The 19754-nt window shown below is 51.1% G+C and carries 17 protein-coding genes; 4 read left to right on the top strand and 13 right to left on the bottom strand.

Annotated features, from left to right (window positions below; translation table 11 throughout):
* Positions 1-61: 61 nt before the first annotated feature.
* Entirely contained in the window at positions 62-757 is a 696-nt protein-coding gene (locus tag JOD20_RS02885) for an LAGLIDADG family homing endonuclease (protein WP_054536834.1), read from the top strand.
* Between the two features lie 17 nt (positions 758-774).
* The gene (gene rpoC / locus JOD20_RS02880; RefSeq protein WP_204753819.1) at positions 775-5406 is read left to right on the top strand and encodes a DNA-directed RNA polymerase subunit beta'; all 4632 of its coding nucleotides are present in this window, start codon (positions 775-777) and stop codon (positions 5404-5406) included.
* A gap of 162 nt (positions 5407-5568) precedes the next feature.
* Here rpoC and JOD20_RS02875 read toward each other — a convergent pair whose 3' ends face one another.
* The 7 genes from JOD20_RS02875 to JOD20_RS02845 form a co-directional block, all read right to left on the bottom strand.
* Complete coding sequence (locus JOD20_RS02875) at positions 5569-5958, bottom strand: YbjQ family protein (protein WP_201783528.1); 390 nt, start codon at positions 5956-5958, stop codon at positions 5569-5571.
* A 2-nt stretch (positions 5959-5960) separates the two neighbouring features.
* Positions 5961-6500, bottom strand: a complete 540-nt coding sequence (gmhB, locus tag JOD20_RS02870; RefSeq protein ID WP_204753818.1) for a D-glycero-beta-D-manno-heptose 1,7-bisphosphate 7-phosphatase — start codon at positions 6498-6500, stop codon at positions 5961-5963.
* Between the two features lie 79 nt (positions 6501-6579).
* Complete coding sequence (locus tag JOD20_RS02865; protein ID WP_239583699.1) at positions 6580-7110, bottom strand: D-sedoheptulose-7-phosphate isomerase; 531 nt, start codon at positions 7108-7110, stop codon at positions 6580-6582.
* Positions 7111-7249: 139 nt separating this feature from the next.
* Entirely contained in the window at positions 7250-8320 is a 1071-nt protein-coding gene (locus JOD20_RS02860) for a serine/threonine-protein kinase (RefSeq protein ID WP_204753816.1), read from the bottom strand.
* A gap of 9 nt (positions 8321-8329) precedes the next feature.
* Positions 8330-9574 (bottom strand): serine/threonine protein kinase, encoded by a 1245-nt coding sequence (locus JOD20_RS02855; RefSeq protein WP_204753815.1) that lies wholly within the window; start codon positions 9572-9574, stop codon positions 8330-8332.
* Between the two features lie 9 nt (positions 9575-9583).
* Positions 9584-10813, bottom strand: coding sequence for a serine/threonine protein kinase (locus tag JOD20_RS02850; protein ID WP_204753814.1), 1230 nt, complete (start codon positions 10811-10813; stop codon positions 9584-9586).
* A gap of 2 nt (positions 10814-10815) precedes the next feature.
* Positions 10816-11922: a glycosyltransferase gene (locus tag JOD20_RS02845; RefSeq protein ID WP_204753813.1), complete on the bottom strand. Its 1107-nt coding sequence runs from the start codon at positions 11920-11922 to the stop codon at positions 10816-10818.
* A gap of 84 nt (positions 11923-12006) precedes the next feature.
* Between JOD20_RS02845 and JOD20_RS02840 the strand changes: the two genes are divergently transcribed.
* Entirely contained in the window at positions 12007-12165 is a 159-nt protein-coding gene (locus tag JOD20_RS02840) for a hypothetical protein (RefSeq protein WP_204753812.1), read from the top strand.
* A gap of 161 nt (positions 12166-12326) precedes the next feature.
* Here the strand turns inward: JOD20_RS02840 and JOD20_RS02835 are convergent, their stop codons facing one another.
* Complete coding sequence (locus JOD20_RS02835) at positions 12327-13091, bottom strand: LysM peptidoglycan-binding domain-containing protein (protein WP_204753811.1); 765 nt, start codon at positions 13089-13091, stop codon at positions 12327-12329.
* Positions 13092-13266: 175 nt separating this feature from the next.
* Between JOD20_RS02835 and JOD20_RS02830 the strand changes: the two genes are divergently transcribed.
* Positions 13267-13926: a PspA/IM30 family protein gene (locus tag JOD20_RS02830; protein ID WP_204753810.1), complete on the top strand. Its 660-nt coding sequence runs from the start codon at positions 13267-13269 to the stop codon at positions 13924-13926.
* A gap of 46 nt (positions 13927-13972) precedes the next feature.
* On the opposite strand, the gene JOD20_RS26835 is transcribed toward JOD20_RS02830, so the two are convergent.
* From JOD20_RS26835 to JOD20_RS02805, 5 genes are all read right to left on the bottom strand, one after another.
* Positions 13973-15571 (bottom strand): energy-coupling factor transporter ATPase, encoded by a 1599-nt coding sequence (locus JOD20_RS26835; RefSeq protein WP_204753809.1) that lies wholly within the window; start codon positions 15569-15571, stop codon positions 13973-13975.
* A gap of 17 nt (positions 15572-15588) precedes the next feature.
* The gene (locus JOD20_RS02820; protein ID WP_054536823.1) at positions 15589-15840 is read right to left on the bottom strand and encodes a hypothetical protein; all 252 of its coding nucleotides are present in this window, start codon (positions 15838-15840) and stop codon (positions 15589-15591) included.
* A 329-nt stretch (positions 15841-16169) separates the two neighbouring features.
* Positions 16170-17264 carry an alpha-hydroxy acid oxidase gene (locus JOD20_RS02815; RefSeq protein WP_204753808.1) on the bottom strand — a complete coding sequence of 365 codons (1095 nt, stop codon included), beginning with the start codon at positions 17262-17264 and terminating at the stop codon, positions 16170-16172.
* A gap of 87 nt (positions 17265-17351) precedes the next feature.
* Positions 17352-18455 carry a hypothetical protein gene (locus tag JOD20_RS02810; protein ID WP_204753807.1) on the bottom strand — a complete coding sequence of 368 codons (1104 nt, stop codon included), beginning with the start codon at positions 18453-18455 and terminating at the stop codon, positions 17352-17354.
* Positions 18456-18519: 64 nt separating this feature from the next.
* Positions 18520-19434 carry a DMT family transporter gene (locus JOD20_RS02805; RefSeq protein ID WP_204753806.1) on the bottom strand — a complete coding sequence of 305 codons (915 nt, stop codon included), beginning with the start codon at positions 19432-19434 and terminating at the stop codon, positions 18520-18522.
* Between the last annotated feature and the right edge of the window lie 320 nt (positions 19435-19754).

Here is a 19754-nt window from a genome sequence, read left to right as displayed (position 1 = left end):
ATTGCTCTCGCGGTAGTTCCCAATGACGTGAACTACCGCCTCGTTATCGCACGGTGCTACCATGGCTCGACCTGCTGCTAGCAACCCTTTCTTTCGCACATGGTCACCAACCATGGCCTATGTTCTAGGTTATTGGTGGGCCGATGGATATATGCGAATTCATTCCAGAAATGGTGGTCACCTTGTTCAGATCGCCAGCATTGATATAGAACACTTACAAACTATTGCTAATACTATGGGTGCAACAGCAGCTTTACGCCAAGTACGTAAAGAATCAAGCTGTCACGAAATGGTCATTTGCAATCAAGGCTTGTATCATGATCTACTCAACCTTGGAGGAATTCCAAACAAATCGCATGTTATAGGCTTTCCTAATGTACCAACCGAATATCTCGTGGATTTTATTCGTGGGTTTATTGATGGTGATGGTACCTTAGTTTGGAATGGTGATCGGCCTGTTATTCAAATTTATTCTGGCTCTCAGCAATTACTGCTTGAAACAGGTAGATATATTGAATTAATGACCGGAATACCAGCACCAAATATTAGCCATAATCGCAATAATTATTACATCAAGTGGAGCACAATTCGTGCTAAGTGTTTAGCAATTTGGCTATATCGTAATAATAATGGCCTGATGCTAGCACGTAAAGCTGCTATCGCGCAGCAATTTGAGCAATGGCAACCGAAGAAGTCGCCTGAGCGGGGAACAATTACCGAGAAGATGCGCTTGCATTTTGCAAACTATCTTCCTTAACCGAGGAGCGTTCAACCATGCTCGAAATCAATGAATTCAATGCAATTCGCATCAGTCTCGCTTCACCAGAAGACATCCTGAGCTGGTCACACGGTGAAGTAACAAAACCAGAGACGATTAATTATAGAACCCTGCGTCCTGAACGCGATGGCTTGTTCTGTGAAAAAATCTTCGGACCCACGCGCGATTGGGAATGTTACTGTGGCAAGTACAAACGTGTGCGTTATAAAGGCATTGTGTGCGATAAATGTGGCGTAGAAGTCACGCGATCTAAAGTGCGACGCGATCGCATGGGTCATATCAAACTTGCCTCACCTGTATCGCATATTTGGTTTGTTAAAGGCACACCATCGCGTTTGGGTTTACTTTTAGATATATCGCCGCGTAATCTTGAGCGGGTACTTTATTTTGCTTCATACATTATTACCGATGTCGATGATCTGGCATTGGGCAATGTACGTGAGCAAATGAAGACCGACTTTGGCGTGCGGCGCAAAGATCTGGAAGAAAAAATCCTTGAACAACGTGGCGAAAAGGCAACCCGTTTAAGCAAAGACCTTGCGGCGATGGATAATGCCATGGAAGGCACGTTGGAGCGCACGCATGAACAATTTGCCCGTCAACGTCAAGAAATCGAAGACGAAGCCAACGCATTGCGCGAACACCTCGAAGAACTGATCGGCATCGACGCATTAGCCGATGAAGATATTGTTTATCGTGGTACGGTGCTGCTCGAAGAAAACGAGCCAGTACGCGAGCGCAGCTTGGAACAACTCGAACAGTTGATCGATCAAGAGCGCGAAAAGCTTGAACAACGCCGCGAATACGAAATCGAAAACGTGCGTTTGTTGGCCGACGGCGAGCGTGATCAACGCCAATCGGTGGCAGATGCTGAACAAGAGCGTTTGACCACGGCCCTGATCAAGCAGCTTGAAGATCTCAACAAAGAAGAAAAAGACAAGCTTGATCGCTTGGATGATATTCAGTTACACCGAATCATTTCGGAAAACGAATATCGGATTCTGCGTGATTTAGCGCCCTACACCTTCAAGGCCGATATGGGTGCTGGCGCGGTGCGCGACATTGTGTCGATGGTTGACCTCGACGAATTGTCGAATCAAACCCAAGCCGAAGTTCAAAGCTCATCGGGCCAACGCCGCAAGAAAGCCACCAAACGGCTGCGCGTGGTTGAAGCATTCCGCAAGAGCGGCAATCGTCCTGAATGGATGATTATGACCGTGTTGCCAGTGATTCCACCAGATTTGCGCCCGATGGTGCAGCTTGATGGTGGTCGGTTTGCGACCTCCGACTTGAACGACCTGTATCGGCGGGTGATCAACCGCAACAACCGCCTCAAGCGCTTGATGGAGCTAAACGCACCTGAAATCATCGTGCGCAACGAAAAACGGATGTTGCAAGAAGCAGTTGATGCCTTGATCGACAACGGTCGCCGTGGCCGCCCAGTCAGTGGCAAGGGCAAGCATCGCCTGAAGAGCTTGAGCGATATGCTCAAGGGCAAGCAAGGTCGCTTCCGCCAAAACCTTTTGGGTAAGCGGGTCGACTACTCTGGCCGTTCGGTGATTGTGGTTGGGCCAACCCTGCAATTGCACCAATGTGGTTTGCCTAAGAAAATGGCCTTGGAATTGTTCAAGCCATTCGTCATGCGCCGCTTGGTCGATAAAGGCTTTGCCCACAACATCAAATCAGCCAAGCGCTTCGTCGAGCGGGTACGGCCTGAAGTGTGGGATGTGCTCGAAGAAGTCATCAAAGACTACTTGGTATTGCTCAACCGTGCGCCTTCGCTGCACCGTTTGTCAATTCAAGCCTTTGAAGCCAAGCTGATCGAAGGCTCGGCGATTCAATTGCACCCCTTGGTGTGTGCTGCGTTCAACGCCGACTTTGACGGCGACCAAATGGCTGTGCACGTTCCATTGTCGCGCAAGGCTCAAGAAGAAGCGCGTCGCCGGATGATCTCGACCTACAACCTGTTGTCACCTGCAACTGGCGATCCCATTATTACGCCATCACAAGACATCGTGTTGGGTTGTTTCTATCTGACCCAAGTTCGGCCTGGAGCCAAGGGTGGCGGCAAGCGCTTTGGTTCAATTGACGAAGCCTTGTTGGCCTACACCAACGGCATCGTGCATATTCAAGCGCCAGTTTGGATTGTGATCGAAGATTACATTCTGCCAGGCAGCGATTTGCGCGATAAAGAACTGCCATCGTTGGATGGTGTAACCCCACGGGTCTTAATTGAGACCAGCGTTGGGCGGATCATCTTCAACAATGCGTTGCGCTACCAAGGCGAGCCAAAAGCTGGCGAAAACGGCTATCGCTCGCCATTGCACTATCGCAACTTCTTGGTTGGTAAATCGGGCTTGAAGGCCTTGATTGCCGATTGTTATCGCTTCCACTCACAACGCGAGAACATCATTGCCGACGTGTATCAAGAATTAATTGAACGCTTTGGCCCTGAGACCTCGGAAGAATCGTTGTTGCGCTTCTATGCCTCAGAACGAACGGCTCGCTTGGCCGACCGGATCAAGGCCTTGGGCTTCAAACACGCCACCTTGGGCGGGATGACCTTCTCGGCTTCGGACGTAGAAGTTCCCGATACCAAAAATGCGATTGTGGAAGAAACCTACAAGAAGGTGCAAGACATCGAAAAGATGCAGCGCCGTGGTCTGATTACCGACGACGAACGCTATCGCGAAGTGGTTTCGGCATGGCTTGATGCAACCAACCAAATCAAGGTTGAAGTTCAACGCTCGTTGAATCCATTTGGGCCAGTCTCGATGATGTCAACCTCTGGGGCGCGTGGTAACGTCGAGCAAATTCGCCAGATGGCTGGGATGCGGGGCTTGACCACCGACCCAACCGGACGGATTATCGAATTGCCGATTACCGCCAACTTCCGCGAAGGCTTGAGCGTTATCGAATACTTCATTTCGACCCACGGTGGCCGGAAAGGTTTGGCTGATACCGCCTTGCGGACAGCAGACGCTGGCTATTTGACCCGCCGTTTGGTGGACGTTGCCCAAGATGTGATTGTGACAATCGAAGATTGTGGCACCACCGAAGGCATGTGGATTCGCGTCAGCCGCGATATTTTGGCCTCGGTCGAAGATCGCATCATTGGGCGCGTGACGGTGGCTCCGGTCACCAATCCAGTAACTGGCGAAGTCGTTTTCCCAACTGATAGCGAAATCTTAGAAGATGATGGCAAACACATCGCCAACGTCCTGAAATCGCTCGACAAAGAGGCCCAAGCTGAATTCGGCATCTATGTCCGTTCAGTGTTGACCTGTAACGCCGATTATGGCATTTGTCGCAAGTGCTATGGCCGTAACCTTGCCACTGGCAAGATGGTCGAAATTGGCGAAGCTGTCGGGATTATCGCAGCCCAATCAATCGGTGAGCCAGGGACGCAGCTGACGTTGCGGACGTTCCACACCGGTGGTGTTGCAACCGATACAGACATCACCCAAGGTTTGCCACGGGTGCAAGAAATCTTCGAAGCGCGGATTCCTAAGGGTAAAGCCGTGCTGGCGCAAATTGCTGGCCGCGTCCAGATTGTGCGCGAAGAAGAAGGCATTCGGCGCTTGCGCATCGTCTCTGAGGAAGTGTATACCGACGAGCAAATGTTGCCCAAAGACTATCGCGTGGTCGTCAAAAATGGCGATGCGGTTGAAATTGGCAACCTCTTGGCCGAAAGCAATATTGACGGCGACAGCCGCCCACCATTGGTCGCAGGCTTGGCAGGTAATGTCTATGTCGACGATGATCGCTTGGTGATTCAAGCCAAAGACATCGAAGAACATGAAGAAGTCATTGCCCACGCCGCTCGCTTGCGGGTCAAAGATGGCGATTTAGTCCAAGTTGGCCAGCAAATGACCGAAGGCTCGTCGGACCCACAAGAAATGCTGCAATTGCGTGGCCGCGAAGCAGTCCAAGAATACCTGACCAACGAAGCCCAAAAGGTCTATCGTTCGCAAGGTGTGGGGATCAACGATAAACACATTGAAGTGATTGTGCGCCAAATGTTGCGGCGGGTCCGCATCGAGGAGCCAGGCGATACTGAACTGTTGCCAGGCGAATTGGTCGAACTGCACGAACTCAATCGCATCAATGCTTCGATTGTGAGCCAAGGTGGCGATCCAGCGTTGGCAGTGCCAGTGTTGTTGGGGATTACCAAGGCCTCGTTGTCGACCGACTCATTCTTGTCGGCGGCCTCGTTCCAAGAAACCACCCGCGTATTGACCGAAGCAGCCGTCAACGGCAAAATCGACTACCTGCGTGGTTTGAAGGAAAACGTGGTTATTGGCAAGCTCATTCCAGCAGGCACGGGCATGGAGCAACGCCGCAAATTGGCCGAAGAAGCCGCCTTGCGCGTTGCCCAAATCACCAGCGCGCCAGCCGATCGCGAAACGCCAGCAGCAACGCCAGCGCCAGCAATCGCCAGCGAACCCAAGCCAGTGCCACCACGTTCATTCGACGAAGCCTTAACTGCTGTCACCAACATTGATAGCGGCAACGGGCCGAAGGATGATCTCTTTGCACAAGCGATGGCTCGCTTGCAAGCAGAAGAAGGTCGCAAACCAACCTTGAACGAGCTGCTCGGCACCGACGAAGACGACGAAAACGTCTAAATCATAGCCAAATAATCAAAATAAACCCCCGTTGGAGCTATTCCAACGGGGGTTTTGCTTAAACCTGATCTCTCACCCCAACTCCTCTCCCGTCCAACGGGCGAGGAGTTGGGGTGAGGGCATGTTTGTGGTTATTACTCGAATCGATCAGTATAGTCAATTTTAGCGAACTGGCTCGACGATCACGGCGCTACCATATGCCAACACTTCAGTCACGCCAGCGCTAATTTCGGTGGCATCGTAGCGCATAGCAATAATGGCGTTTGCGCCTAATTCAGCGGCATGCAACGACATAATTTCAAACGCTTCGAGCCGCGCTTGCTCACACAGCTTCGACCAAATGGTAATATTTCCGCCGACTAACGTTTGAAATGATGCGCCAATCGTGCCAAAAACTGAACGCGAGCGGACCACAATGCCCCGCACAATCCCCCGATTTTGCACAACCCGAAAGCCTGGCAAATCGAAGGTAGCCGAAATCATCCATGGCGGCACGATTTGAACGGTTGGTTGTTGTTGAAGGTGTGGTGGTTGGGGTGATTGAGGTTGCATACTTACTCCTGCACAATCAGGTCGACCGCAGCATTAAGATTTGCTACCAGCATAGCATGGGCTGGCAAATCGTGTTGATGCTGTGCGCCATACCCGGTTTGCACCATAATCGCTGGCACGCCTAAATTGATGCCTGCTTGCACATCGAGCAGTTTATCGCCAATCATCCACGAACGGCTGAGATCGATCGTGAATTCGGCTTGGGCTTGCGCGAACATGCCCAAGTTGGGCTTGCGACAGGCACATTCGCCAGTTACCTCAGGATGATGTGGGCAGTAATACCAAGCATCAATATGCCCACCATATAGCTCTAGCAGTTCGCTAATCCGCCGATGCACCGCCTGCATATCCTCAGCGCTATAGTAGCCGCGAGCAATGCCCGATTGATTTGTCACCACTAAAACCAAAAAACCAGCTTGGTTCAAGCGGGCAATTGCTTGGCCAACCGTTTGCTCAAGTTGCACCAGTTCTGGCTGATGCAAATAATTCACTTCAACATTGATTGTGCCATCACGATCAATAAATACAGCTGCTTGGCTCATCGTTAAATCTCACCTAAAAAACTTAATTAAAAAACGCAGCGATCATTCAATCGCTGCGTCGTTGCGTCGATCACGCCAGTTATTTGGCAAACAAGGCTTGTTCGGTCAGGTCGCATAACAAGTGGCCAACGACCATCGAAATTTCTTGCACCAGATAGGGCAATTTGAATGGCACAACCAAGGCATGGTCGCATAATGGCAGAATCTTGCCGCCATCGCCACCAAGCAAGGCTAGCACTGGGTTGCCCAACTCGCGAGCCACTTCAGCAGCTTTGATCACATTGAGCGAGTTGCCGCTAGTAGTCAAACAAACCAGTACATCGCCTGGATTCATATGTGCTTGAACTTGGCGCGAAAAAACTTGATCGTAGCCATAGTCGTTGCCGACGGCGGTCAAGGTCGAGGTATCGGTGTGCAACGCTAGCGCCGGAATTGGGCGGCGATCGATCAAATAGCGCCCGACAAATTCGGCGGCAAGGTGCTGGGCATCGGCGGCACTGCCACCATTGCCACAAAAAATAGCCTTATGGCCTTGTTGATAGCATGCGATCAACACATTGGCCATGGCATTAATCGTTGCTGATTGTTCGGCCAAGACCTGCTCGGCCATCGCAATATGTTCACGAAAACTTTTTTCAATATAGGCGCTGTAATCAGCCACGGATGCGACTCCTTTGATTTTAAAGCTCAAATACGCCAAGCATACCACAAAACCTTGCCCAGCGCAGATCAGCCAAAGCAGAGGATTGTTAGAATGATTGTCCGTAGAAGCAAAGTGCGATTAAGGCTAGCACAATGAAAACCGCAGCAAAAACAATAAAGCGCGTGAATGGATCTTCCATGTCGGTCGTTTCTTGGTAGGTCATCTGTTGTGGTGCTCTTTGCGGTTGCAAGATTTGCTGGGCTGAAACTGCGGGCTTGGTGGCAGTTGACAAGGCAATCGTTTGCACTGCTTGGCGCTGCACAATTGTTGGTTGGCCTGCGCTACTCAGCAGCGCTTGATTCTGATAACCCTGTTGCAATTGGCGCATTAATTGATCGATGCTAGCAGGCCGTTCGTGCGCAGCTAAAGCCAAACCATTATGTAATGCTGCTGCTAAGCTCGGCGAAACTGCGGAATTCAATAAATCAGCGCTGAGTAAGGGATCAGGCTGACCATTAATCAAGCTACTGGCGCGGGTAAGCGCATCTGCTGGCTCGCAATTGGTGGGCAAATGATAGAGCGTGGCGGCAAAACTATAGACATCGCTACGCTGATTGACCGGGCTAGTCGCTTGAATTTGCTCCAAGGCAGCGTAGGCTAAGGTGTAAGCAACGACGCTTTGGGTTGAAGAAGCCCATTGTTTGGCCAAGCCAAAATCGACCAACATCAATTGGCCTTCTGGCGTGCGCAAAATGTTTTGCGGCTTAATATCACGGTGAATCACGGGCGGCGTTTGATGATGCAAATAGCTGATTGCCGGAGCGAGTGCATTGGCCCACGCCAGCACCACATCTGGCTCGAACGCAGCACCACGTTGGGCCAAAAGCGTACCAAGATTCTCGCCCTCGATCAGCTCCATAATCAAAAAGGCAGCATCGCCAACCCGCTGCAAATCGTAGACGCGGGGCAAGGCTGGGTGGCGCAAGCGAGCCAATAATTGGGCTTCACGCTCCAAATTGCTTTGAAAAACCGCATCCTGGCCGCGAAAATATTTAATTGCCAGTTGATGTTTGAGCTGTTGATCAAAAGCAGCATAGACCGTGCCCATGCCACCTTGGCCAATTAAGCGCAAAATTTGGTAGCGCCCAAGCAATGTTGAACCAACGCCTAAACTCATAACTGCTCCCTAGCCCAAAAATGGACACGATCCGATAACAATAATAATTAAAAGAAAGAAGATAACATTCACAACTTGACTTGGACTAATCCCATCGTCGTCATCATCAAGTGCCGATTTAATGCGGCGATTGCTTACATCGCGGGCAATCAGCCAGTGGGGATCATTCAGCTGGCTCAATGAATTTAGATCTTCGCGCAGCTCATAGGGTTGCTCAAAACGTGGAACCATCCACTGACCATAATTCAGCTGTTCCAGTACATTGCGCCGAAAAATTGAGCGCCGCTGTGGTGGTGGAAGTGGGGTTGCGGCTGGCGCAGACCGTGGCTCGAAACGGCGTGGTGGCGCATAACTCACGCCATCTGGCAATTGGGCATCAACCCGAAGCGTTGGTTGGCCAGCGCTATTGGCCGCCACCATGGGCACACTGACCGTGGCGGTTTGCGCCGCTTGCAACAACGTCACCACAGCACGAATGCTCGCTGGCCGTTCGTGGGCACGCAACGCCAAACAATCCAGCAGCACGCGATCCAGCGCTGAGTTGACCGCGCTGTTCAGGCTACTCGGCACGGGCAAGGGATCGGGGTTGGCATAAATTTGCGCGCTGGCCCGCGTCAAGGCATCGACTGGCTCGCGATTGGTCAGCAAATGATAGAGCGTCGCACCAAAGCCATACACGTCGCTGCGCTGATCGAGCGTGGTCGTGCCTTGAATTTGCTCCAACGAGGCATACGGCAGGGTGTAGGCAATCACGCTTTGCTGGCCAGTTGACCATTGCTTGGCCAAACCAAAATCCAGCAAAATCAACTTGCCAGCGGGCGTGCGCATCACATTATGCGGCTTGATGTCGCGGTGAATCACCGGCGGCGTTTGCTGATGCAAATAGCTGAGTGGCTCGGCCAAGGTTGCCGCCCACGCCACCACCGTTGCCGGCTCAAAGCCGCTGCCGCGCTGGGTCAGCAACGTGCCAAGGGTGTCGCCCTCGATCAAATCCATAATCAAGTAAGCATCATCATGCTCGCGGCGAATATCATAGACGCGGGGCAAGGCGGGGTGTTGCAAACGGGCCAAAATCTGCGCTTCGCGGTCGAGATTAGCATGCAACGCAGGATCGGAATTGCGAAAGTGTTTGATCGCCACGGCGGTATTTAATTGGCGATCAAAGGCCGCATAGACCGCGCTCATACCGCCTTGGCCGATGGCCCGCACGATATGGTAGCGCCCAAGCAAGATTGAACCAACTCCTAAACTCATAACCGCTCCCTAAGCGTAGATACCAAATGCCGCTAATACAATCAAGATAATCAGGATAAACACAACATTCATCACTTTGGTTGGATTTTCAAGCTCCTCATCATCCAAGATTGCATTCATCCGGTTGTTATTTTCTTGTTGGGTAACCATCCATTGCTGATTATTGATGGGGCTAAATGAGCGAGATTCTGCACGATCATCATATAATTGTTCGTAGCTAGGCATATTCCACTGCGCACGATTCATTTGCTCGGCGGCGCTCCAGCGCCGCTGGCGGGGCGGAGCAGGCGTTGCGGCTGGAGCAGGCCGAGGATCAATCCGCCGTGGTGGCGCATAACTCACGCCATCTGGCAGTTGGGCATCAACCCGAAGCGTTGGTTGGCCAGCACTATTCGCCGCCACCATGGGCACGCTGACCGTGGCGGTTTGCGCCGCTTGCAACAACGTCACCACATCACGAATGCTCGCTGGCCGTTCGTGAGCACGCAACGCCAAACAATCCAGCAGCACGCGATCCAGCGCTGAGTTGACCGCGCTGTTCAGGCTACTCGGCACGGGCAAGGGATCGGGGTTGGCATAAATTTGCGCGCTGGCCCGCGTCAAGGCATCGACTGGCTCGCGATTGGTCAGCAAATGATAGAGCGTCGCACCAAAGCCATACACGTCGCTGCGCTGATCGAGCGTGGTCGTGCCTTGAATTTGCTCCAACGAGGCATACGGTAGGGTATAGGCAATCACGCTTTGCTGGCCAGTTGACCATTGCTTGGCCAAACCAAAATCCAGCAAAATCAACTTGCCAGCGGGCGTGCGCATCACATTATGCGGCTTGATGTCGCGGTGAATCACCGGCGGCGTTTGTTGATGCAAATAGCTGAGTGGCTCGGCCAAGGTTGCCGCCCACGCCACCACCGTTGCCGGCTCAAAGCCGCTACCACGGTGGGTCAGCAATGTGCCAAGGGTGTCGCCCTCGATCAAATCCATAATCAAATAGGCATCATCGTGCTCGCGGCGAATATCATAGACGCGGGGCAAGGCGGGGTGTTGCAAACGGGCCAAAATCTGGGCTTCGCGGTCGAGATTGGCATGCAACGCAGGATCGGAATTGCGAAAGTGTTTGATCGCCACCGGCGTATTTAATTGGCGATCAAAGGCCGCATAGACCGCGCTCATACCGCCTTGGCCGATGGCCCGCACGATATGGTAGCGCCCCAACAATTCCGTCCCTGCTTGTAACAACATACCTAACTCACAATCTCGTTATAGAGTGCTTCAATCTGATCGAGCATACGCTGCGGACTGAAGGTGCTGCTTGCTCGTTGGCGACCATTGGCCCCAAATTGCGCGCGCAAGGCTGGATTTTCCAACAGCACATTGATCGCGCGGGCAAGCGCCGCAGGATCGGCTGGCGGCACGACAAAGCCCGTTTCGCCGTGGGCGTTGACAAAGCTTGTGCCAGTGCCCAATTCTGTGCTGACGATTGGAATGCCCGCTGCCAACGCCTCAAGTTGCACAATTCCAAATGCTTCTGCTCGTAAATGGGATGGTAGCACAAATACATCGGCAGCGGCATAGTAATTTGGTAAGGCTTCATCCGGGACTTCGCCAGCCCATACAATACGTTCGCCAATCCCCAAGCGTTGCGCCAAATCGCGCAGCCGTGGCTCCTCGGGGCCAATGCCCACCAAAACCAACGTGGCATGCGGAATTTTTGGTAAGGCCTCAAGCAGATAGTGCAAGCCTTTGTAATGGCGAAAACGCCCAACAAACAACAACATGGGAGCGTCAACCTGCGCACGCAAAGCTTGAATTGCCGCGTGATCAAGTTGATTAAAGCGCTCGGTATCGACGCTCAACGGAATAACCCGACATTTGGCAGCGTGCGGTGCCAGCCATGGCGAAGTCTGAATATATTGCGGGCTGGCCGCAATAATCCGATCAGCAGCGTTCAAGGTGCGGGTCAGCAATGGCCGATAGAGTTGCAATAAACGGCGTTGGCGCACAATATCGCTCTGATAGGTAATGACCAATTTGGCCTTGCCCCGCCGCAGCCAATAGAGCAAATCGCCAGGCGGGAAGGGATGGTGCAAATGAATAATATCGGCGGGCACGCGCCAGCTCAGCGGCAGGCTCATTGGGCTAATCGGGGTTGAGGCTTTGCGCAACCATTGAGCCGCTTTGATCACCGCCACACCATTGCGGCGCTCAATCTCGGTTTTAGGATACGTGTTGCTAACCGCCACCGTAACTTGATGGCCGCGCTCAGCCAAGCCTTCAGCAACCACCCGAATATGGTTTTCCATCCCACCGAGCACCGGAAAATAATCTTTATACACATGAAGAATATGCATGAATGTTTGTATGCTCTCACTGAAAGAATCGCTATGAGCATTATAGAACATTGGGAAAAGGATGAAGGATGAAGGAAGAAGGCTATGGGCTATGGGCTTTTGGCTATCGGAGCATTCTTCGGAGAATTCATACAATTTGTGGCGAAAAAACTTAACCTTTGTGCGCTTCGTGTTCTTTGTGGATCAGTATTTAACGCAGAGGCGCAGAGAAATGATGGCTATTGGCTGGTGGCTCTGGGCTAGCACGATCATAATCCCAATAATCTGTGCCAATCTGTGGCTAAAAGATCTTCATTCGTACAATTCGGGCAATTCGTGGCGAAAAAACTTCTATGTTCTTTGCTCTATGCTCTTTTACTGCGTGGATGCCAGCAAAAACCAACATCCACGCAGCAGATTATGGTTTATTCGGGGATGATAAATTCTTGGCCAACGTGAATCACATCGGGGTTGGGAATACGGTCGCGATTGGCTTGATAAATCCGTTTCCACTGCATTTCATCGCCATAGAAGCGTTGGGCAATGGCACGCATGGTATCGCCAGAGCGCACTGTATAAGTTCGTTGGGCTGGCAGAGGCGTGCTAGCATCGGGAATCACAAACTCTTGGCCGACGCTGATCACATCGGGGTTATTGCCAATGATTGCCTTGTTGGCCTCATAAATACGTCGCCATTGGGCTGGATCGCCATAGAAGCGGCCTGAGATTTTGCCCAGCGTATCGCCACCTTGAACGGTATAGCGTTGTTCGGCCTTGGCGGCTTCAGCTTTGGCAGCCTCTGCTTTAGCTACTTCTTCGGCCTTGGCGGCTTCAGCTTTAGCAGCCTCGGCTTTGGCGGCTTCTTCGGCTTTGGCAGTTTCTTGGGCTTTGCGCACGGCCTCGGCAAGTGCGTTACTAGTGGCCGCGGTTTGAGCATCGGCCTTTTCACGGGCCTCTTGCGCTTCTTTAATTGCATTCATCGCACTGGAGACTGACGATGAAGCTGCATCTTCTTGCTTCTCGTGCAGATCATTCAAACGCTCACGGATTTGACCAATTACATTTCCTGGCGCAGGTGCAGCGGGTTTGGCTTCCGCTTCGGCTTCAGCACGTTCGCGACTTTGGTCAATCGCATCCTTCATCTGATCAGCCAAATTACCAAAAAAACCCTTTTTTTCCTTGTCGGCCATAGTTCAACTCCTTTAGCAAGCGATTGTAACCGAGGCATGTATAAGCATTATAGATGCCAACGAGCACAATGCAATGGTGCATCCTTGCATTTGCTCTTGCAGATACGGTATGCTTAAGCAACATTCCGAGCAGTGACACGTACTATGCAATAGTAGTCAGTAGGAGCATTACACAATGTGGACACGCATCAAAACAATTGTACGCGCTTGGTTGCACGCCTTGTTTGATCGGGCCGAAAACCCGGTGACCATGGCCGATGAATATATTCGCCAGCTTGAAGCTCAATATGGCGAAGCCAAACGAGCAACAGCCATGGCCATGGCTCAAGCAACCCGCATGGAGCAAAAGCGCGACGAGAATCGCAAACAAGCTGATGATTGGGAACGCAAAGCCACCAATGCCCTCGAACGCAACGACGAACAGTTGGCTCGTGCAGCATTGGAACGCAAGCGCCACTTTAGCGCCGCTGCCAGCGAATATGCGACCCAATCGGAAACCCAAAGCGCGCAAGTTAAAGATTTTCGCAATGCAATTGCCCGCTTGGAACAGCAAATTGGCGAGGCTCGCGCCAAACGCGATTTGATCAAAGCCAAAACCAGCCGCGCCACATCGCAAGAAGCCGCCACCAGAGCACTGCAAAATATACAAGGCTCAGGCGAATTAGGCGATCGCTTAGGCGCGATGGAAGAACGAATTGACGATCGCTTGTACAAAGCTGAGGCAATGGCCAAATTGGAGAGCAATTCGCTGGAAAATAAATTCCGCGATTTGGAGCAAGAAACCTCGCTCGAAGCCGAATTGGCTGCGCTCAAGGCCAAAGTGAATCAAAGCTAATTGTGTTTGTAGCAAGCCCGCTATTTGATAAAGCTAGCGGGCTTTCTTATTGCGTGCCAGCCAGCACATCGGCAACGCTCAGCCAGCCAAATTTGGGAAATAATTTGCCCACTTGGGTTGAAAATAGCAGCGAATCGCCCAACACCACTTGCGGCGTGCCCTCCACCACAACCTCGCCCTCGCCCAATAAAACTACCCGCTGCGCACACAACGCCACAAATTCCACATCATGAGTTACAACGATAATGCCATGCTGTTCGCTGGCCAAGGCTTGCAGAAAAGTAGCAAGCTGCTGCTTGGCGGCGTAATCCAAGCCTCTGGTTGGCTCATCGAGCAAGAGAATTTGCGGTTTAGCAACCACAATTGCAGCAAACGCTGCGCGTTGAGCCTCGCCACCAGAAAGATCACGCGGATGGCGCTCGCGCAGATGCAGCAAATTTAAGCGTTGCAAGGTTTGTTCAATCTGGCTTTGCTCGATTGCCTGACCATGATTTTTGAGCGTCCACGCCAGCTCTTGCTCTAAACTGGGGTGAAACAAGATGTCGCTGGGATTTTGCGGCACAAAGCCAATCTGCTGGGCCAATTGCTCAACCGCACGATTGGCAATTGGTTGTTGCAGCAACAACACGCGACCTTTGGTTGGTTGTTGCAAGCCGACCAAATGGCGCAACAAGGTGGTTTTACCCGAGCCATTGCGGCCCATTATTGCCAGAATTTCGCCAGCATGCAGGCGCAGATCGACATCCCGCAAGGCTGGTTGCTCAGCATAACGAGCATCCAAGGCTTCGGCACGCAGTAATTCAGCACCAAGCGTTGGGGTTATTGGCAGTTTCGGTTGGGCGCTGATTGGCTGTTGGCGCACGGCAGCGCGGCCTTGTTTGATGGTCAATGGCAACGGTTGCCAGTTGAAATGACGAGCAACTTCGACCAACGGCGGGGCAAATGGCATCTGAGCGAGAACCGTGCGCGGCACGTCAGCCAGCGCAATCTTGCCAGCATGCATCCACACAATCCGATCGACATATTGCACAACGCGCTCTAAGCGATGCTCGGAAAGCAGGATCGTCAGGCCCAAATCGGCGTTAAGCTTTTGCAAGGCGGTCAGCACTTCTTCGGCAGTGTGGGGGTCAAGCTGCGAGGTTGGTTCATCGAGAACTAAGATCTGCGGCTGCACGGTTAATGCGGCGGCAATCGCGACCCGTTGGCGCTCGCCACCAGAGAGGCTGGCCAAGGAGCGATGGCGCAAATGAGCAATTTCAAGTTGATCGAGGGCTTCTTCAATTCGGCGGCGCATGGTTGCTTGGGGCAAGCCAGCATTTTCCATGGCAAACGCCAATTCATCCTCGACAATATCGACCACAAATTGGGCATCGGGATCTTGAAAGACAAAGCCAACGTATTCAGCCAAATCGCGTGGCGTATAGTGGCGGGTATCGCGGCCACAAACGGTTAATTGGCCTTGCCATGTGCCACCATGAAAATGTGGAATCAGGCCATTAATTGCCCGCAGCAAACTTGATTTGCCGCTGCCCGACGCACCACAGACCAGCACAAATTCGCCTTCGGCGATCTGCAAGGTACAACGATCAAGCGCTGCACTTGTGGCTTGGGGATAAAAATAGCGTACCTGTTGAAAATCAATCACGCAGCGCTCAATCCAGCTTAATCTTTATCACGATAGCGATCAACCACGGTTGGCGTTTCGCGACCACTCAGCACATTCACAATATCGTAATCGCGCTGGCGATTGGCAATATCGTCGTTATAGCGCTTGACCTTGCGATCGAATTCGTCGTGCTCCCAATTGCGCTGGGTCTCGTTATCCCAACGGCGGCGCAAATAAATTGGCCCGACAATCAAGATTAAGCCACCAACGATCATTGTGAGGGTCAAGCCAATCATAAATCCATTCATGGGTACGACCTCCTAGCTTGAATTATACCATTGTGATCGAGGGGTCAGGCTTTGATCCACGAAGGACACGAAGGAACACGAAGCGAATTGGCTATAGGCTATGGACTATCGGAACATGGGGTGGTGTTTCAAGAACATATAGCCGATTAGGCAATTCATAAATCCATTTATGTCGACCATTGAGACGACATTTGTTGAAAGAACCATCCCCAAAAGCCCATAGCCAAAAGCCCATAGCCATAACAACTCTGCGCCTCTGAGTTAAATTTACTCCTTTTGCCTTTTGTCTTTCTGTTCTTCATCCCTCATCCTTCATCCTTCATCCTTTATTAGAACAGCATGCCGCTTGGGCGCACGAGGCTGCGATCGATGCTGGCCAAATTGGGTCGGCCACAGAGCGCCATCGAGCGTTGCAATTCGCGCTGCATAATCGTCAGCACATCGGCAACTCCTGCACAGCCAGCAACCGCCAAGCCCCACAAGACAGGCCGTCCAAGCATAATTGCCTGCGCGCCGAGCGCCAAGGCTTTGAGCGCATCGCTGCCGCGCCGAATGCCGCCATCAATATAAATTTCACACGCACTGTCAGCTAAAGCAGTAGCAACTTCGGGCAAGGCTTCGAGTGTGGTCACCGTACCATCAATTTGGCGGCCACCATGATTTGAAACCACCACCGCCACCGCGCCTGCTTGCGCCGCCAAGACTGCATCCTCAGCAGTCAAAATGCCTTTGACAATAATTGGCAAACTGGTAACTGAACGCAACCATGCGAGCGATTCCCACGTCAAGCCAGCATCAAACATATCGGCTTTGGGGTCGGGCAAGGCATTTGGGCCAGCGCGGCGATAGTTTTGGGCGGCAGGCACATCGCGAAAATTAGCCATGCTTAGATGGGCTGGCACGCCAAAACCGCTGCGCAACTCGCGCTCGCGTCGCCCAAGCCAAGGCCGATCGATCGTTAGCATCAAAGCTTGGTAGCCTGCGGCCTCAGCCCGGGCAATCAAACGCTCAGAAACGCTGCGGTCGCGATAGACATACAATTGAAACCACAGCGGACACTCGGCGGCAGCAGCCACTTCTTCCAGCGAACGCGTGGCCAAGGTGCTGACGGTAAATAACGAGCCAGCTTGGGCCACACCGCGCGCAGTTTCACATTCGCCCTCAGCATGGGCCAAGCCATGATAAGCCGATGGCGCGACGAGAATTGGTGAATCAAGTGGTTTGCCAAGGAGGGTTGTTGCGGTCGAAACTTCGCGCACATCGACCAAAAAGCGCGGACGCAAGCGCACCTGCTCAAACGATTGCAGATTCGCTCGCAGCGTCACTTCATCCTCGCAGCCGCCTGCATAATAATCGCAGGTTGGGCCTTCCAACAGCGTCATTGCCTGTCGCTCATACTCGTGGAGATTAATCGGCTTGCTCATAGCGATCCTTTCGCAGCCTGCAATAATCCAGTGAGCATAGTTTAGCAGATGGCTAAGCCAATTTGAGCAGCATAATGGAGCCAATACTTAGCGCTGCGAGCGGATAAACCATAGCATTGGAATTGCAAGGATTGATAAGGTCAACATTGCTCCGGCAAAATCATAGGAGCGAATAAAACTAATATTATTATCAAGATTATCTTTATGCAATGGTTTGATTATAATGGGAATAATGCTAACTTCATTATTTTGAGTAAATAAGTACATATCAATATGAATATCATTAAATTCTCGATTACAATTAGGGTAAGTAGGAACAGAATTTAGTGCTGGCATATGCTTGAAATAAAATCGATAAAAATATCTACTATCGTTATACATATAATTATTCTCGTCATCAGAAAGATCGGTATACAACGGATAAAAATTAAGATCAATATCTTGGCTTTGAATTCCATTTGGAAACATTTTTATACCTTCGCCTAACGGCTGATATTTTTCATTAGCAACTGTAATCATGGAATAGCAATAAAGGGTCGTTTTTTGATTAAAATTATAAAAGTCAATATGGAAGATAAATATCACTAAAATAAATTTGATTAACAAGATAGTTATTACCAATTTTTTAGTATATAATTTATTTCTAAATATTGAAATCCAAATTACACTATACATAGTTAATAAAAATATCAATCCAATAGCAATAATAGCAAACATTATTAATGTTACATTTATTGATTGAGTAAATCGCAGATCATAAAAATTAAAGTCATTAATATCAGCTTGGTAGCTAACATCAAATGGTTGAGTATACGTTTTGGTGTTGGAAATAATCTCTAACACAAAAGAATAGCTTTGGGGCACAAATGTATCTTGGCATTCAAGCGTTGCAACAGGCTTTATATGAAAAAAGTTTTCTAGATCGACAAACTTAACGTGGTTATTTTTTTGATTGAAATTGAAACTGAATCGCGTTAATGGATCATTCACTAAGGCAAATTGTAACGTGATTGGTTTGGTGGGTGCTGGTTCAATCGCCAAAATCCGATCAAGCATCACCAAACGTTCACCTGTTGCCAGTTGGGTAGTGGGTGTATTTATCAGCGGGCGAAAGCATGCAAGTTGCTGTGGTGGTTGCTGGCAACCAACGAACAAGAGCAACATTCCAATCCATAATAAGCGCCGTAGCATAACCTTGCTCCTTCTAAATAGTGATAGAAGCAGCATAACAAGCATAAATGGATGTTAAATGGCTTTAGTGGCTGAGCCAACTGTGCAAAACCATGCCAATGATAATTACGCCGATGCCGACCAAGGTTAGGGCGCTTGGCGCGGGGCTGTTCAATAATACGATTTCGCCAACCAAGGCAAAAACCACTTCGCCAGCTTGGGTTGCTTCAACCGCCGCCAATTGGCCTTGGTGATGCTGAGCCAAATCGGTAGCTTTGAAAAAGAGCACGGTGGCAATTACGCCCGCCAACAAGGCCACGAGCAACGATTGGCCAATTTGGCTTGCGCTTGGCCAACCAACCGTCGTTGCTGCCACGCCCGCTAGAATCAGCCAAAACGGCAAACTGGCAATCGTCATACCCAAAACACGTTCGAAGGTTGCCAAGCGCTGACCACAGAGCTGCATCATGGCCCGATTGCCAAGCGGATAGGCAAAAGCGGCGATCACGACTGGCACAAAGCCCAAAAGCACCTCGCGCCAGCCAATTGTGGCCGCATGTTGCAATTGAATCACCGCCACGCCCGCCAAAATTAGGCCCGAAATTGCCAAACTACGCCAATGCCAAGCTGCCTGATTGGGAGCTGATTTGGCTTGGAGCAAGGGCGCAACTAGCGCTCCAGCAATAATCGTAATCTGCCATGTGCTGGCAACCAGCCAAGCAGGCGCATATTTGGCGGCAAAACAGAGCGGCGCATAAAACAAACCAAAGCCAATTGTGCTCCACCACAGCCATTGCCACGGTTGTTGACGCAGCTCGTGCAGCACCAAGCCCAACTTGCCGCGCCAAGCCACAATCGCCAACAACGGAACCAGCATAAACAGATAGCGCAGGCTCGCGCTCCACAGCCAATGGCCGCCAGCCAGCTCCATCAAGCGATTGAGCACAAAGGTCGAGGCAAAAAACAGCGAGGCCAACAAGCCCAAAAACAATGCGCGCATAGCCGTGATCCTATTCAATTAAGTGCCAGCATTGGCCAAGTATAGCACGGGGATTGCTTGGATTTATGGATTATTTATGGGTGGGCATCGCTTAACCTTCGCGCCCTTCGTGAACTTCGCGGTTGCTAATCCCCAATCCCCAAAACCCGATCCCCAGTCTCTCACGCAGTTGCCATAACTAACCAGCTATGCTATAATCGCGCGGTCAATTGATTGGCACGAAAAGAAACGGCGTGTGAAGATTCACACGCTTGTTGTTTGTCCAGCGACCGTATCCGCTGTATGCCAATGAAATTTAGCTATTCAACCAGCGCCGAGAG

The sequence above is a fragment of the Herpetosiphon giganteus genome (genome assembly GCF_016907925.1).
Classification (GTDB): domain Bacteria; phylum Chloroflexota; class Chloroflexia; order Chloroflexales; family Herpetosiphonaceae; genus Herpetosiphon; species Herpetosiphon giganteus.
Note: the sequence above shows the minus strand (reverse complement) of the source record. Positions and strands in the feature narration are given on the sequence as shown.